Below are 15,019 nucleotides of genomic sequence, written 5' to 3' on the forward strand. Positions count from 1 at the left end.
GCGGAGGCATTGTGCGGCGTGAGATCGCGGCCTTCGGGACGATGGAAAAGGGCTCGGCGCACGCGTCGGGCCCTTTATCTTTCGCGCTAGGGCTCCACGGCTTCCCTTAACCGCCTTACCCCCCTACATGCGCCCCTCTCATGGCCCGCCCCCGTCCCGCTACCTTTGATAAAGTGAAGATCGTCGCCGAGAACCGGCGCGCACGGTACGAATATTTCATCGACACGGTCTACGAGGCCGGGTTGGCCCTGACCGGCACCGAAGTGAAATCGCTGCGCTTCGGCGAGGGTTCGATCGCCGAGGCCTATGCCGAAGTGAAGGAAAACGGCGTGTGGCTGGTCAACGCCAACATTCCGGAATTCAGCCACGGCAACCGCTATAATCACGAGCCCAAGCGCCCGCGTAAATTGCTCCTTCACGAGCGTGAAATAAACAAGCTGCACGGTGCGGTGGCGCGCGAGGGCATGACGCTCGTCCCGCTCTCGATCTATTTCAACGGGCGCGGGCGCGCCAAGGTCGAGCTCGCGCTCGCAAAGGGCAAGAAGACGCATGACAAGCGCGAAACGATCAAGGAGCGGGACTGGAAGCGCGAGCAAGGCCGCATCCTCCGCGATCGTGGCTGAGCGCGGGCTCGGCGCGCGGTTTCACGCATGGGTCGGCCGCAACCTGCCGACCCGGGAAAGTTTCGAATCCAATCGCTGGTTGAAGCCGATCGCGCACCGCATCCTGCATTCGTCGCTGTGGCGAATGACGCGGCGCTCGGTTCCGCGCGGCGTGGCGCTCGGCATGTTCACCGGCATCCTGATCCCGATGGGCCAGATCCCGGCCTCGGCGGTGCTCGCGCTGCCGCTGCGCGCGAACGTGCCCGCCGCCGCGCTGACCACCTTCTTCACCAACCCCTTCACCACGCCATTCCTGCTGATCCTCTATTACAAGGTCGGCAGCTGGGTGCTGCACCTTGGCGGGCCGCTGCCGGGGACTGCGAAGAAGGCCGCAGAGGACGGCGGCTGGCTGCACTGGTTTGCGGCAGACGTCGGGCTGCCCACTGCAATCGGCATGGCGATCTGCGCGGTGATCGGCGGCGTCATCAGCTATTTCGTCACGGCGCTGGCCTGGCGGCTGTGGGTTTCGCGCAAGTGGCGCAGGCGGTCGAGCGTGCGCCAAGCGGGACAGATTGACGCGGCGTAAGGGCCCGGTAAGACAGCGCCTTTCTCTTTCGAAGGGCCGCTCCCATGCGTCTTCCGCTTCTTGCCACTACGTTCCTCGCAGCCCCCGCATTGCTCGCCGGTTGCATGCGCGCGGCGACGCCGCCGCCTGAGGCGGTCGCCGCCCAGACCGCTACCGTGTCCCAGGCCGCGGTCGGTCCGGTGGCGCCGGCCAGTGCGGCGCGGCCGCAACTCGGCAATTACGGCTTCGACGAAGCCGGTATGGACAAGTCGATCGCGCCGGGGGACGATTTCTACGGCTTCGCCAACGGCATCTGGGCCCGGACCACGCCGATCCCGTCGGATAAGTCGAACTTCGGCGCGTTCAACGTCATCGACGATCTCTCGAAGCAGCGGACGCAGGAAATCCTCGAGGCGGCCAGGGCCGATCCCAATTCGAAGATCGGGCTGGCCTATGCGACCTATCTCGACACCGCGGCGATCGACGCCAAGGGCCTCGCTCCGATCCAGCCCTGGCTTGACCAGATCAAGAGCGTCAAGGCCAAGTCCGGGCTCGCCGCGCTGTACGCCCAGGCCGATCGGAACGGAGTTGGCGGTGTCTTCGGCAGCTATGTCGGCCAGGACGACAAGAATCCCGAAGTCTATGCCCTCAGTCTCTCGCAGGGCGGCCTCGGCATGCCCGACCGCGATTATTATCTGTCGAAGGATGCCAAGCTCGCCGAGACCAAGGCGGCGTATGAGAAGCATCTCGCCAACGTCCTGACATTGGCCGGCGAGCCCAACGCCGTGGCCCGCGCCAAGGGGATCGTCGCGCTCGAGACGCGCATCGCCCAGGCCCATTGGACGCGCATCGAAAGCCGCGACGCGAACAAGACCTACAACAAGATGACCGTCGCCGAATTGGTGCGGAAGGCGCCGGGCTTCGACTTCCAGGGATATTTCACCGGCGTCGGTGCCCGTGTCGACAGCGTGATCGTCGCCCAGCCGAGCGCGGTGACCGGGATCGCGAAGCTGGTCCAGGCCACGCCGCTCTCCGTGCTCAAGGACCAGTTGCTCGTCCGCAGCCTCGACAATTTTGCCGATGTGCTGCCCTCCAGCTTCGACAAGGAGCAATTCGCTTTCTACGGCACCACGCTGTCGGGCACCCCCGAGCAGCAGGTCCGCTGGAAGCGCGCTGTCGAATTCACCACTGGCGCGGTCTCCGACGAAGTCAGCAAGGCCTATGTCGCCAAATACTTCCCGCCGGCGGCCAAGGCCGCGGCCGATGCATTGGTCAAGAACGTCATCGCCGCGATGGATCGTCGCATCGATCAGCTCGACTGGATGGCGCCGGAGACAAAAGTGAAGGCGCACGCCAAACTCGCCGCCTTCACCCCCAAGATCGGCTACCCCGACCAGTGGCACGATTATTCGAACCTGCAGATCAATGCCGGCGACGCATTCGGCAACAATGTCCGCGCCAACAATTGGACGCATGACGACGAAGTCTCGAAGCTCGGCCAGCCGATCCGCCGCTGGGAATGGGGCATGACGCCGATGGAAGTGAACGCCTATGCCAATTTTGGCATGGTCGAGATCGTCTTCCCCGCCGCGATCCTCCAGCCGCCCTTCTTCGATCCCAACGCCGATCCGGCAGTCAATTATGGTGGCATCGGTGCGGTGATCGGCCACGAGCTCAGCCATCATTTCGACGACCAGGGCGCCAAGTATAATTCGGAGGGACGCCTCACCGACTGGTGGACGCCCGCCGACGTCGCGGCGTTCAAGCAGCGTACCGATGCGCTGGTCGCGCAATATGACAAATACGAGCCGCTGCCGGGGATGCACGTCAAGGGCGCGCTGACCCTCGGCGAGAATGTCGCCGATCTGGCAGGTCTCACCGTCGCGTATGACGCCTACAAGCATTCGCTGGGTGGCGAGGGTGCGCCGGTGCTCGACGGCATGTCAGGGGATCAGCGCTTCTATCTCGGCTGGGCACAGGTCTGGCGCCGCAACTATCGCGAAGCCAATCTCCGCCAGCGCCTGCTGACCGACCCGCACAGCCCGTCCGAACAGCGCACCTGGGTCGTGCGCAACCTCGACCCCTGGTATTCGGCGTTCGCGCCGGCGCAGGGCAACAAGCTGTTCCTCACCCCCGAGCAGCGCGTCCGCATCTGGTGACCTCGAACTCCCGCTCCTTTCGGGAGCGGGAAGGGGTCCGCGCGCGACGCGCGTGGGAAGGGTGAGGGCAGGCATAGACCCTCACCCTTCCGCCGCTTCGCGGCTCCCTCCCTCTCCCGATGGGGAGAGGGAATACTTGACCCGCCACGCTGCAGCGAACATCGCTGACGCCATGGCGACTTTGCCCAATCCCCAATCCCCCGCTCGCAGGTTCCTTCCGCTGCTCGCCGCCACTGCGGCGGGGCTTATCGCCGCCGTGCTCATCCTGTTCACGCTGAACGACCGCGCCGTCGCGATCGGCTTCATTGCCGCGGGCATCCTCGCTGGGGGCATATTGCTGGGCGCGCGCCGAATGCTTCACCGCGAGCCGGTCGTCGAGATTGAAACCGATTGGTCGGTGGCGCAGGCGCTTGCCGCCGCCTCTGCAGACGCGCTCGCCGTCACCGATCGCGCCGGCCGCTTGGTGTGTGCCAATGCGCGCTACGAGATCCTCTTCGCCGGCTGGCCGACGCCGCCCAGCCTGCCGGTCAGCGACACGGCCGTCGATGCGCTCGGGAGCGCCGCGCGCACGGCGTGGCGCGAAGGCGAGGCGCTCGTCGACAATATCCAGGTCTACGGCGCGCCCGTGTCGGCGCGGGTCGAGCGCGTCGGCGACGAATCTCTGGTATGGCGGTTTGTCGGAGTCCAGGCACTCGATCTCGCCGCACAGGTCGCGGCGCTGATCCAGGGCCATACCGGCGATCGCCTGGCGTCGGCGGGGATCATGGCAGTGATGGTCACGCCGGAGGGCCGCGTCCGTTCGGCCAACCGCGTGTTCAAGGCGCGCGCGATGGGGTTCCCCGACGCTACTGCTGAGGGCCGCGACTTCACCCGCTTCCTGATCACCGATTCGATGGGGCTCGTCCGCTTCGAGCGCGAAGGGCTCGAGGGCATGCCGCTGCGCGTGCTGCAGATCCCGTTCCTCGACGGCGACGAGGCGCCGATGCTGGTCGTCTTGCTCGACGAAGACAATCTCGCGCTGCCGGCCCCGGCGATCGGAGCGAGCGCTTCGGCGCATGTCCGCTCGCTGATTGCGATGTTGCCCTCCGGCCTGGCCTTGGTCGATCGCGACGGCCGCTTCGTAAGCATGAACGACGCGTTCGTCCGCGCCGCGCGAATCAACGCCGCCGCCCCGCCGCTTTATCCGATCGATCTGGTGGTGCGCGAGGACAAGGCCGCGCTCGCCGATGCCGTCCGCCGCTTCGCCGGGGGCGCTGCGCAATCGGCCGAGATGACCGTGCGTTTCCTCGACGCGCCCGAGGAGCCGGTCGCGCTGACCATTGCGGGCGCGCGTGGGCTCGGCGACGCGGCAGTGCTGATCAGCCTCAAGGATTCGGGTGAGGAGGGCAAGCTCAAGCGCCAGATCGCGCAAGCTACGAAGATGCAGGCGGTCGGCCAGCTCGCTGGCGGCGTCGCGCACGACTTCAACAACATCCTCACGGCGATCATCGGCCATTGCGACCTGATGCTGATGCGCCACTCGCCCGGCGACAGCGACTATGACGACATCCAGCAGATCCGCGCCAATTCGAACCGCGCCGCGTCGCTGACGCGCCAATTGCTCGCTTTCTCGCGCCAGCAGACCTTGCGCCCGCAAGTGCTCCAATTGCCGGACGTCATTTCCGAAGTCTCGAACTTGCTCAAGCGCCTGCTCGGCGAGACCGTCCGGCTCGAAGTCAAGCACGGCCGCAATCTCGGCCCGGTCCGCGCCGATCCCGGCCAGCTCGAGCAGGTCGTCGTCAATCTGGCGGTCAACGCCCGCGACGCGATGCTCTCGGCCAATCCCAATGGCGGCGGCACGCTCACCATCGCCACTGCGTCGGTCGCCGCCGCCGAGGTGCGCCAGATGGACGACGACGTCCTCCCCGTCGGCGACTATACCGCGCTCCGCATCACCGACACGGGGACCGGCATCCCACCCGATATCCTCGGCAAGATCTGGGAACCGTTCTTCACCACCAAGGAAGTGGGCAAGGGCACCGGGCTCGGCCTGTCGACCGTCTACGGCATCATCAAGCAATCGGGCGGCTTCATTTTCGCTGACAACGTCGCCGGCGGCGGCGCCGAATTCACCATCTATCTGCCGGTCCACAGCGCGCCCGAGGCAGTGGTCGCCAAGGCCCCGGTCAAGCCCCGGCAGATCGATCTCTGGGGCTCGGGGACGATATTGCTGGTCGAGGACGAGGATATGGTCCGTGCCGTCGCCGAACGCGCGCTCACGCGGCAAGGCTATACGGTCGTCACTGCGGAAAATGGCGAGGCGGCGCTCGAGACGCTCGAAAAGATCGACAAGCCGGACCTGTTGATCAGCGATGTCGTGATGCCGTCGATGGACGGCCCGACCATGGCGCGACAGGTGCGCAAGCGCTATCCCGACCTGCCGATCCTGTTCATGTCGGGCTATGCCGAGGAGCAGCTGCGCAAGTCGATCGATCTCGGCAACGTCGCGTTCCTGCCCAAACCCTTTTCGGTTCAACAGCTTGCCGAAGCTACTCGCGACGTTCTCGCACCGAAATAATCTCTTGGCGGCGGCGGAATTCTCTGCAAAGTGCCGCACATGCCCAGCTTGCGCCGTGTCCTCATAGTCGAGGACGAACCCTTGATCGCCATGATGCTCGAGGACTTTCTCGATGCCCTCGACCGGGAAGTCGCCGGCACCGCGGATGATGTCGCGGGCGCACTGGCGGTGATCGAGCAGGGCGGGGTCGAGGCTGCGATCCTTGACGTCAATCTGCGCGGCGGCGAGCAAAGCTGGCCGATCGCGGCGCGGCTCGCCGAACTCGGCATCCCCTTCATGCTGGCCACCGGCGGGGCAGGGGACTCGATCGCCGAGGCCTGGCGCGATCGCCCGGTGCTGTCAAAGCCGTTCACGATGGATGCGGTGGAAAAGGCGCTCGCCGGGCTTGATTCCTAGGTCGCCGGCTGCATTTGCCGCGTGCGGCGCTTCGGATTAGTGCCTTTAGTCGATCAGATGAACGGCATCGCCGATCCGGATCAGGCCGGGCCGGGCGGTTCCGGCATAGACGCCGTAGCGATTTCCGAAAGTCTGGGCGATGGTGCGAAGCACGCGTGCGTCCTTGGCGCCGGTATCCGGATCGATCGTCACCAGCATGCAGCGCGGGATCCGATCGGCGCAGTGGACGCTCGCGCCATCCTCGTCATTGCCGAACTTCAAGCGCTGTCCGATCCAGTCGGCCGCCTCGATTTCGCTTTCTATCACGATGTTGGTACGAAATCTTCGGACATCCAGAGTGCAGCCGTGTGCCGTCTCGACGCGCGCATGCCCGCCGGTCGTCTGGATGGAGATTGGCATCGAGTCGTAGATTCCTCGCGCGACCTGGATCAGCGCCGCAGCTTCGTCCGCCGCGATTTCGAGGCGCGCGAGCAACAACTGATCGTGGAGCGAGATCGAAGCGCCATCGGGGGTCTGGACCAGCACGGCCGAAGTCTTGGGCACCCCTGGATCGGCGAAACGCGCCTGGTGGAGCACCATCGCCGGCACCTCGCGCGCGGTCAGCCAAGGAAAGCGCGTGCCGTTGGCCTTGCGCACAAAGGCATATTGCCGGTCGCCCTCGATCCCCTGCCAGTCGACCTCCGCCACGCTCAGCCGCTCGCCCGCCATCGACTTGACGGGGAAGCGCGTGAGTGCCGCGACATGGCCGACGATACGAGTCATTGCGCGCGGGCTATCGGGCAAAGCGCTGCACCGCAACCCGGCGGCGTGACAGCCGCGGCGCGATCGGGCAGAGCGCCGGGATGATCAACATCACCCGTGACGGGCCGGTTGCGACGATTGCGCTCGCGCGGGCGGAGGCGAAGAACGCGCTGCCGATCGCAGCATGGCGGGCGCTCGCCGCCGCGGCGCGCGAGGTCTGCGATTCGCGCGCAATTATCCTCAAGTCGGATGTAGCCGGGATATTCTCCGCCGGTGCCGATGTCCGCGAATTCGAGGCGCTCCAAGGAGACCCCGCCCTTCGCGGTGCCTTCCGCACCGCGATGCGCGATGCCATCGACGCGATCTCCGCGTTGCCGATGCCGGTGGTCGCCGCAGTGGACGGCGGCTGCTTCGGCGCCGCAGTGGCGCTGATCCTCGCCGCCGACATCCGCGTCGCCGGGAACCATGCCGAGTTCGCCACCACGCCTGCGCGGCTCGGGCTCGGCTATCCGCAGGAAGATGTCGCGCGGCTCTCCGCCCAGGTGGGGAAGGGGATGGCGTCGCTGATGCTGTTCACCGGTGACCGGCTCGTGCCGGACGAAGCAAAGCGCATCGGCCTTGTCGAGTTGCGCGCCAAAAAGGCAATCGAGACGGCGACGGGCCTCGCCGCCGCGATCGCCGACAACGCGCCCGAGGCGGTACGTCTGCTCAAGCGGACCCTGCGCGGCGGCGAGGGGCTCGATCAGGCGTTCGACCACGCCTTTGGCGGTAATGAATTCGCAGAGGGCCTCGCCGCTTTTCGCGAGCGCCGCAAGCCGGTCTATTGATGCAGGCGCCGGTGGATATTATCGAGGGAAAGCAGCAGGATGTGCTCCTGATTTGTGACCATGCCTCAAATGCCGTACCCGATGATATCGACCTGGGCATCGTGCCCGAATTGCTCGATCTCCACATCGCTGTCGATATCGGCGCCGGCGCGGTCACTCGCAGCCTTGCCGCGCGCATGGACTCGCCTGCGATGCTGGCGACGGTCTCGCGGATGGTAATCGACCTCCATCGCGAGCCCGATCATATCGGGCTGATCCCGCATCGCAGCGATGGCCACCTGATCCCCGGCAACGAGAAGGCGGACCGCGCCGAGCGGATCGCCCGCTTCCACGCACCCTATCACCGCGCACTGGCGCGCCGCGTCAGGGCGCAGCGGCCCCGGTTGATCCTGTCGATCCACAGCTTCACGCCGCGCCTCGAACATGGCGGCACCGATCGGCCGTGGGAAGTCGGCATCCTCTATAATCGCGACGCCCGTGCCGCGCGCCCGGCGATCGATTTCCTGCGCCAGGAAGGCTTTGTGACAGGCGACAACGAGCCCTATTCGGGCCGCCTGCTCAATGCCACGCTCAACCGCCATGCCGAGGCCAATGGCATTCCCTCAATCGCGATAGAGATCCGCAACGACTTAATCCGGGACGTCTCCGGGATCGGGCGATGGAGCCAGACTTTGACCGCCCTGGCAAATTCTTTGCGCAATAGTCTTGCGCAAAACCGGCCTCTAACGACATAGGCTTGCGCATCATGACAAACCGATTCGACAAATCCAAGCTCCCCAGCCGCCACGTCTCCGTCGGCCCCGAGCGCGCTCCGCACCGCAGCTATTATTATGCGATGGGCATTCCCGAAGAGGATATCGCCAAACCCTTCGTGGCCGTGGCGAGCGCGGGCAACGACAGCGCGCCGTGCAACACCACGCTCGATTTCCAGGCCGATGCGGCGCGCGAAGGGGTGATCGCCAATGGCGGCATGCCGCGTCGCTTCAATACGATCACGGTGACCGACGGCATCGCGATGGGCCATCAGGGAATGAAATCGTCGCTGGTCAGCCGCGAAGTGATTGCCGATTCGGTCGAACTCAGCGTCCGCGGCCATTGCTACGATGCGCTTGTCGGCTTCGCAGGGTGCGACAAGTCGCTCCCCGGCATGATGATGGCGATGCTTCGCCTCAACGTGCCGTCGATCTTCGTCTATGGCGGCTCGATCCTTCCGGGCCGCTTCCACGACAAGGACGTCACCGTCGTCGACGTGTTCGAGGCGGTCGGCAGGTTCGCCGCCGGCAATTGCCCGCTCTCGGAGCTGACTGCGCTCGAAAAGGTCGCATGCCCCGGCCATGGCGCGTGCGGCGGCCAGTTCACTGCCAACACCATGGCGTGCGTCGGCGAAGCGATCGGACTGTCGCTGCCCAATTCGAACATGGTGCCGGCGCCATACCAGTCGCGCGAACAGATCGCCGTCGCGGCGGGGCATCAGGTGATGAACCTGCTCGAGATGAACCTGCGTCCGCGCGACATCTGCACGCGCGAGGCGTTCATCAACGCGGCGCGTGTCGTCGCCGCGACCGGAGGATCGACCAACGCGGCGCTCCACTTGCCCGCAATGGCCAGCGAAGCGGGCATCGAGTTTGATCTCCACGATGTCGCAGAGGCTTTCAAATCAACACCTTATATTGCTGACTTGAAGCCGGGTGGTAAGTATGTCGCCAAGGACATGCACGAGGCCGGCGGCGTTTACATGCTAATGAAGACGATGCTCGCGGGCGGGTTCCTGGACGGGAATTGCCGGACGGTAACCGGCAAGACGCTGGGCGAGAATATCGATCAGGTGACGTGGAACCCCGACCAGAAGGTCATCTATGACGTCAAGACGCCGCTATCGCCGACCGGCGGGGTGGTCGGCCTGCGCGGAACGCTGGCGCCCGAAGGCGCGATCGTGAAGGTCGCCGGGATGCACCGCCTCCAGTTCACTGGCCCGGCGCGCGTGTTCGATTGCGAAGAGGAATGTTTCGAGGCAGTCGAAAAGCGCGAGATCAACGAAGGCGAAGTCATCGTCATCCGCTACGAAGGCCCCAAGGGCGGCCCCGGCATGCGCGAGATGCTCTCCACCACGGCGGCGCTCTACGGCCTCGGCATGGGCGAGAAAGTCGCATTGATCACCGACGGGCGCTTTTCGGGCGCCACCCGCGGTTTCTGCATCGGCCATGTCGGCCCCGAGGCGGCGGATGGCGGTCCGATCGCCTTGATCGAGGATGGCGACACGATCCGAATCGATGCCGAAGCCGGCACGATCGACCTCGATGTGCCCGAGGACGTCCTCGCCCACCGTCGCGCAAACTGGCAACCGCGCGTCAACGATTACCAGGCGGGCGCGCTGTGGCGCTATTCCCGTACCGTCGGCCCGGCTTATAAGGGTGCGGTAACGCACCCGGGAGCCAGCGCCGAACGCCATGTCTACGCGGATATCTGACGCTAAATCCTCCTCCCTTATAGGGAGGAGCGTGCTCTTGGCGCGCTTCCTCCCGCTGCTTCTGGCGGGGTGCGGTGAGCAGCCGGCAGATAATGGTCTCGCGACGGCTCCTGCGACCAACGCGACTGTTGCCGTCCCCCAACCCGAGCCGCCCAAGATCCCCTGCGCGCCCCGCGGCGTCGCCGTCCTGACCCCGATCTGCACCGTCGACCGCAGCGAGACTCCAGCTGGCGTCATCCTCACCCTTCGCCACCCCGACGGGGCGTTCCACCGCCTGCAGATCACGCGCGACGGCCGCGGTGTGATCGCTGCCGATGGTGCCGAATCCGCGCATGTCACACTGCTTGGCGCCGACCGCATCGAAGTCGAGCTCGGCGGCGCGCGCTATCGGCTCCCCGCGACCATCCGCCGATGATCCCGGGCGCTCCGATCGTCACCGCTGCCGAGATGCGCGCCGCCGAGCAGGCGGTTTTCGCCCGTGGCGTCTCGCAGGACGAATTGATGGAGCGGGCGGGGTCCGCGGTCGCCCGCGAGACCGCGCGCTTCGCGGCGGGCCGCCCGATCCTGATCCTAGCCGGGCCCGGCAACAACGGCGGTGATGCCTATGTCGCGGCGCGCCTGCTCAGGAACGACGGTCATGACGTCAGCCTGGTCGCCACCGGGGTGCCGGCGCCGGGGGCTGCCGAGCGGATGCACGCATTATGGCAGGGGCCGACCAGTTCGCTCTACGCCGCGCGCCCGCGACCGATGCTGGTCGACGGGCTGTTCGGCACCGGCCTTACTCGCCCGCTCGAACGCGGCCTGGCCGCCGTCTTCGCGGATCTGAGCAAACAGGCCGAGTTCACCTTGGCGATCGATTTGCCCTCGGGGATCGATACCGACACTGGCGGCGATCTCGGCGCTCCGGGCGGGATCGATGTTTCCCTCGCGCTCGGAGCGCTCAAGCCCGGCCATCTGCTCGATGCTGGTCTCGCCCGCTGCGGCACGGTCCTGCTGGCCGATCTGGACATCCCGGTCGACGCGCGCTGGCGCACGATCGCCCGTCCCAGCATCGAAACGCCAAGCGCGCACAGCCACAAATACAGCCGAGGGCTCGTCGCCGTGATCGAGGGCGCGATGCCGGGTGCCGCGCGCCTCGCTGCCCGCGCGGCTATGGCCGGCGGCGCGGGCTATGTCGTGCTCGCCGGCGATCGTCCGTGGGGCGAGGGGCCCGACGCGCTGGTCCGCCGCGAAGTGCGCAGTGCCGAGGATCTGGCCGAGTTCCTCGCCTGGGATCGTATCGATGCCGTCGTGCTCGGTCCCGGGCTGGGTCGCGATCGCCGTGCCGAAGCCTTTCTCAGCGTCGCGTTCGCCGCACCCTGCCCACTGATACTCGATGGCGACGCACTTACCTTGCTCGGCACCGGCGCAGCGCGCTGGCTCGGGACACGGGACGCGCCGACCTGGATCACCCCGCATTCGGGCGAATTCGACCGGATGTTCGCCGGCGCCGGCAGCAAGATCGACCGCACGCTCGCCGCTGCGGCCGAAACGCGCGCGACGATCGTCCACAAAGGCGCGGACACGGTGATCGCATCGCCCAAAGGCGATGTCCGGTTGCTCGCCGGCGCGTCGCCCTGGTTGTCGACCGCGGGGACCGGCGATGTCCTCGCCGGATTGCTCGCCGCGCAGGTGGTGCAGGGTGGGAAGGGGATTGTCCCCGCCGAAGCCGCGGCATGGCTCCACGCCCGCGCCGCGCAGCTTGCCGGACCGGCGCTGATCGCCGATGACCTGATCGCGCAACTCCCCAAGGCGATTTCAGAATGTCTGTGAACGATGACGAAGTCCTCCGCGTTGCCGCGCGGGGCGATGGCGTCACTGCTGACGGACGCCACGCCGCCTTCGCTGCGCCGGGCGATCGGCTCACCCCCGAGGGCGCCGTGGTCCCCGGCCCCCATCACCAGCAGCCACCCTGCAAGCATTTCCCCGAATGCGGCAGTTGCCAGCTCCAGCATCTCGACGATGCCAGCTGGACCCAGTTCATCGCCGATCGTGTCGCGGGCGCACTTGCCGCGCAGGGCCTCGAGACCTGGATCCGCGCGCCGTTGCTGTCGCCGCCCAACACCCGCCGCCGGGCGACGCTGCACGCAGAGCGCCGCGGGCGTCAGGTTCGCCTGGGCTTCACTCGCCAGAACAGCCATGAGCTGATCGATCTGGAGGAGTGTTGGGTCCTCGTGCCCGAGCTGTTCGCGCTGGTTGCGCCGTTGCGCGGGATGCTCGCGGCGTTGATCCCAGGAACCCGCCGGATCAACGTGCATCTCACCCAGACCGATCAGGGCCCCGACATATTGATCGACGGCCTCGAAGCCGAGGGCCTCGCCGCTGCCGAGGCGCTGAGCGCGTTCTCGCACCGCCACCATCTCGCCCGCCTGTCGATCGACGAAGGCTTCGGTCCGAGCGCGCGGTATGAGCCCGAGCCGGTCACAGTCACGCTGGGCGGTGTCGCGGTGCCGTTTCCGCCGGGCAATTTCCTCCAGGCAACCCCCGAGGGGGAGGCGAGCCTGGTCGCCGCCGTGCAGGATATCGCCGGCGAGGCGAGGGCAGTCGCCGATCTGTTCGCCGGCCTCGGCACCTTCACTTTCGCCTTCCCCAAAGCCAAGGTCTATGCCGCCGAGGCCGCGCGCGATCCGATCATGGCTTTGAAAGCCGCGGCCGGGGCTGCCGGGCGCGCGGTATTCGCCGAACATCGCGATCTGTTCCGCCGTCCGGTCACTGCCAAGGACCTTGCCAATTTCGACGCGATCATACTCGATCCGCCTCGCGCCGGAGCACGCGAGCAGATCACCGAAATCGCGCAATCCGGCACCTCTCTAATTGCCTATGTCTCGTGCAATCCCAGCACCTTCGCGCGCGATGCTGAAACTCTATGTCAAGCCGGTTACCGGCTCGATTGGGTGCAGCCGGTCGGCCAGTTCCGCTGGTCGACGCATGTCGAGCTCGCCGCGAAGTTCAGCCGTCAGGGATAATCGGCGCGGACGAAGAACAGTCCGTCGGGCGGCGCGTTGAATCCGAGCCGCGCCCGATCCTGCGCCTCCAACGCCTTTCGCAGGTCGCCCGCGCTCCATTTGCCTTGACCTACCAGTCCGAGACATCCGACCATCGAGCGGACCTGGTGGTGCAGGAACGATCGCGCGGAGGCATGCACCAGCACCCGGTCGCCCTCGCGCGTGACGTCGAGTCGGTCGAGCGATTTGACCGGGCTTTGCGACTGGCAATGCGCCGAGCGAAAGGTTGTGAAGTCATGCCGCCCGACCAGCAATTGCGCCGCTTCGTGCATCGCGGCGGCATCGAGTGCGGCGGGGATCCGCCAAGCCAGTCCCTTCTCCCATGTCAGCGGCGCGCGTCGGCTGACGATGCGATATTCGTAATGCCGGGCAAGGCACGAAAACCGCGCGTGCCAGTCGTCCGCCACTTCGACGCAATCGAGTATCGCCACGGGATGGGGTCTCAGCCGCGCATTGAGCGCCTCCATCAGGCGAAACGCAGTGATATCGCGCAGGATGTCGAGATGCGCGCGCATGCCGAGCCCGTGTACGCCCGCGTCGGTTCTCCCGGCGGCATGCACCGTCGCCGTCTCGCCGGTAACGGCCAACGCCGCTGCTTCGATCGCCTGCTGGACGCTCGGCCCATGGTCCTGCCGCTGCCAGCCCATGAACGGCCGGCCATCATATTCCACGGTGAGCGCGAACCGCGTCAAAGCCGCGTGCCGGTCGGGATCGCAAAGCCGCGCAGCAGCTCGACCGACGTCATGACGCCACGACCGGCACGCTGGACGAGGGTGGGGCGGAGGGCGCCACCCACGCAGGCGATCGTCAGCAAATCGTCCAGCACCGTCCCGGGATCGCCAAGCCCTGCGACGACATCGGCCGCATGGATCCGCACCCGCTCGCCGCCAGCTTCGAAGAACGCCCCTGGGGCCGGATTGAACGCGCGCACCTGCCGCTCGACCGCTTCGGCCGATTGCGAGAAATCCAGCCGCGCCTCAGCCTTGTCGATCTTAGCCGCATAGGTGACGCCATCCTCGGGCTGCGGTAGCGCGGGATAGCGGTCGATATCGCCAAGCACTTCGACCATCAGCCGCGCGCCCATCGCGCTCAGTTCGACGGTCAACTCCCCGGCGGTCTTGCGCGCTACCGGCGTGCGCCCCTCAAGCCGTACGGGACCCGTGTCGAGACCGGCCTCCATCTGCATGATCCCCACGCCGGTTTCGGCATCCCCGGCGAGGATCGCCCGCTGGATCGGCGCCGCGCCGCGCCAGCGCGGCAGCAGCGAACCGTGGACGTTGAGGCATCCCAGCCGCGGCGCCTCGAGGATCGGCCGCGGCAGGATCAGCCCATAGGCCGCCACTATCGACACTTCCACATCCAGCACTGCAAACGCCGCCTGCGCCTCGGCGTCGCGCAAGGAGGGAGGCGTGCGCACTTCGATTCCCAGCACCTCGGCGCGCGCGTGCACCGGCGACGGCGCCGTCTTGCCGCGATTCCCACGCCGCGGCGGCTGGCTGTACACGGCCACCAGGTCGTGGCCGGCCTCGACCAGCGCGTCGAGCACGGGGACGGCGAATTCGGGGGTTCCCATGAAGATGATCCGCATGGCTCGCCCATACGCATATTCGACATCCCGGCGAAAGCCGGGATGTCGTGGGCGCGAAGCCCGCCGACCGCCT

General features: G+C 66.7%; 14 protein-coding genes. 11 read left to right on the forward strand and 3 right to left on the reverse strand.

Features of this window, described 5'->3' with window-relative positions; genetic code table 11:
- Nucleotides 1-140 precede the first annotated feature (140 nt).
- The 5 genes from smpB (at nt 141) to E5A73_RS01760 (ending at nt 6,279) form a co-directional block, all read left to right on the forward strand.
- On the forward strand, nt 141-623 hold the full coding sequence (smpB, locus tag E5A73_RS01740; protein WP_135962071.1) for an SsrA-binding protein SmpB: 483 nt from the start codon (nt 141-143) through the stop codon (nt 621-623).
- Nucleotides 616-1,188 carry a DUF2062 domain-containing protein gene (locus E5A73_RS01745; protein WP_240699968.1) on the forward strand — a complete coding sequence of 191 codons (573 nt, stop codon included), beginning with the start codon at nt 616-618 and terminating at the stop codon, nt 1,186-1,188. The genes smpB and E5A73_RS01745 overlap by 8 nt, the downstream gene beginning before the upstream one ends.
- A 44-nt stretch (nt 1,189-1,232) precedes the next feature.
- Nucleotides 1,233-3,326 carry a M13-type metalloendopeptidase gene (locus E5A73_RS01750; protein WP_135962073.1) on the forward strand — a complete coding sequence of 698 codons (2,094 nt, stop codon included), beginning with the start codon at nt 1,233-1,235 and terminating at the stop codon, nt 3,324-3,326.
- 172 nt (nt 3,327-3,498) lie between these two features.
- Entirely contained in the window at nt 3,499-5,883 is a 2,385-nt protein-coding gene (locus tag E5A73_RS01755) for a hybrid sensor histidine kinase/response regulator (RefSeq protein WP_135962506.1), read from the forward strand.
- Between the two features lie 39 nt (nt 5,884-5,922).
- Entirely contained in the window at nt 5,923-6,279 is a 357-nt protein-coding gene (locus E5A73_RS01760; protein ID WP_135962074.1) for a response regulator, read from the forward strand.
- Between the two features lie 45 nt (nt 6,280-6,324).
- On the opposite strand, the gene E5A73_RS01765 is transcribed toward E5A73_RS01760, so the two are convergent.
- Complete coding sequence (locus E5A73_RS01765; RefSeq protein WP_135962075.1) at nt 6,325-7,041, reverse strand: MOSC domain-containing protein; 717 nt, start codon at nt 7,039-7,041, stop codon at nt 6,325-6,327.
- A gap of 80 nt (nt 7,042-7,121) precedes the next feature.
- On the opposite strand from E5A73_RS01765, the gene E5A73_RS01770 reads away from it, so the two are divergent.
- From E5A73_RS01770 to E5A73_RS01795, 6 genes are read left to right on the forward strand one after another with little or no spacing between them, the layout of a single operon-like run.
- A complete protein-coding gene (locus tag E5A73_RS01770; RefSeq protein WP_135962076.1) occupies nt 7,122-7,847 on the forward strand; it encodes an enoyl-CoA hydratase/isomerase family protein in 726 nt (241 codons plus the stop codon).
- Nucleotides 7,847-8,581 (forward strand): N-formylglutamate amidohydrolase, encoded by a 735-nt coding sequence (locus E5A73_RS01775; RefSeq protein WP_135962077.1) that lies wholly within the window; start codon nt 7,847-7,849, stop codon nt 8,579-8,581. The genes E5A73_RS01770 and E5A73_RS01775 overlap by 1 nt, the downstream gene beginning before the upstream one ends.
- Nucleotides 8,582-8,592: 11 nt before the next feature.
- Nucleotides 8,593-10,314, forward strand: a complete 1,722-nt coding sequence (gene ilvD / locus E5A73_RS01780) for a dihydroxy-acid dehydratase (protein ID WP_135962078.1) — start codon at nt 8,593-8,595, stop codon at nt 10,312-10,314.
- Nucleotides 10,315-10,345: 31 nt separating this feature from the next.
- On the forward strand, nt 10,346-10,729 hold the full coding sequence (locus E5A73_RS21550) for a hypothetical protein (protein ID WP_206366354.1): 384 nt from the start codon (nt 10,346-10,348) through the stop codon (nt 10,727-10,729).
- Entirely contained in the window at nt 10,726-12,126 is a 1,401-nt protein-coding gene (locus E5A73_RS01790; protein WP_135962079.1) for an NAD(P)H-hydrate dehydratase, read from the forward strand. Before E5A73_RS21550 ends, E5A73_RS01790 begins: the two co-directional genes overlap by 4 nt.
- Nucleotides 12,117-13,319: a class I SAM-dependent RNA methyltransferase gene (locus E5A73_RS01795; RefSeq protein WP_135962080.1), complete on the forward strand. Its 1,203-nt coding sequence runs from the start codon at nt 12,117-12,119 to the stop codon at nt 13,317-13,319. The genes E5A73_RS01790 and E5A73_RS01795 overlap by 10 nt, the downstream gene beginning before the upstream one ends.
- Here E5A73_RS01795 and truA read toward each other — a convergent pair.
- Together truA and fmt are read right to left on the reverse strand one after the other, a co-directional pair.
- Nucleotides 13,310-14,050, reverse strand: coding sequence for a tRNA pseudouridine(38-40) synthase TruA (truA, locus tag E5A73_RS01800; protein ID WP_135962081.1), 741 nt, complete (start codon nt 14,048-14,050; stop codon nt 13,310-13,312). The two genes, E5A73_RS01795 and truA, sit on opposite strands and share 10 nt — an antisense overlap.
- Nucleotides 14,047-14,946 (reverse strand): methionyl-tRNA formyltransferase, encoded by a 900-nt coding sequence (fmt, locus tag E5A73_RS01805; RefSeq protein ID WP_135962082.1) that lies wholly within the window; start codon nt 14,944-14,946, stop codon nt 14,047-14,049. Before fmt ends, truA begins: the two co-directional genes overlap by 4 nt.
- Between the last annotated feature and the right edge of the window lie 73 nt (nt 14,947-15,019).

The sequence above is a fragment of the Sphingomonas gei genome (genome assembly GCF_004792685.1).
Classification (GTDB): Bacteria; Pseudomonadota; Alphaproteobacteria; order Sphingomonadales; family Sphingomonadaceae; genus Sphingomonas; species Sphingomonas gei.

What these genes read in the sequence shown, in the direction of transcription:
- fmt (WP_135962082.1), bottom strand. Translation starts at nt 14,946, where the DNA reads ATGCGGATCATCTTCATGGGAACCCCCGAATTCGCCGTCCCCGTGCTC.
- smpB (WP_135962071.1), top strand. Translation starts at nt 141, where the DNA reads ATGGCCCGCCCCCGTCCCGCTACCTTTGATAAAGTGAAGATCGTCGCC.
- E5A73_RS01755 (WP_135962506.1), top strand. Translation starts at nt 3,499, where the DNA reads ATGGCGACTTTGCCCAATCCCCAATCCCCCGCTCGCAGGTTCCTTCCG.
- E5A73_RS01795 (WP_135962080.1), top strand. Translation starts at nt 12,117, where the DNA reads ATGTCTGTGAACGATGACGAAGTCCTCCGCGTTGCCGCGCGGGGCGAT.
- E5A73_RS01790 (WP_135962079.1), top strand. Translation starts at nt 10,726, where the DNA reads ATGATCCCGGGCGCTCCGATCGTCACCGCTGCCGAGATGCGCGCCGCC.
- E5A73_RS01775 (WP_135962077.1), top strand. Translation starts at nt 7,847, where the DNA reads ATGCAGGCGCCGGTGGATATTATCGAGGGAAAGCAGCAGGATGTGCTC.
- E5A73_RS01770 (WP_135962076.1), top strand. Translation starts at nt 7,122, where the DNA reads ATGATCAACATCACCCGTGACGGGCCGGTTGCGACGATTGCGCTCGCG.
- E5A73_RS01765 (WP_135962075.1), bottom strand. Translation starts at nt 7,041, where the DNA reads ATGACTCGTATCGTCGGCCATGTCGCGGCACTCACGCGCTTCCCCGTC.
- E5A73_RS01760 (WP_135962074.1), top strand. Translation starts at nt 5,923, where the DNA reads ATGCCCAGCTTGCGCCGTGTCCTCATAGTCGAGGACGAACCCTTGATC.
- ilvD (WP_135962078.1), top strand. Translation starts at nt 8,593, where the DNA reads ATGACAAACCGATTCGACAAATCCAAGCTCCCCAGCCGCCACGTCTCC.
- E5A73_RS01750 (WP_135962073.1), top strand. Translation starts at nt 1,233, where the DNA reads ATGCGTCTTCCGCTTCTTGCCACTACGTTCCTCGCAGCCCCCGCATTG.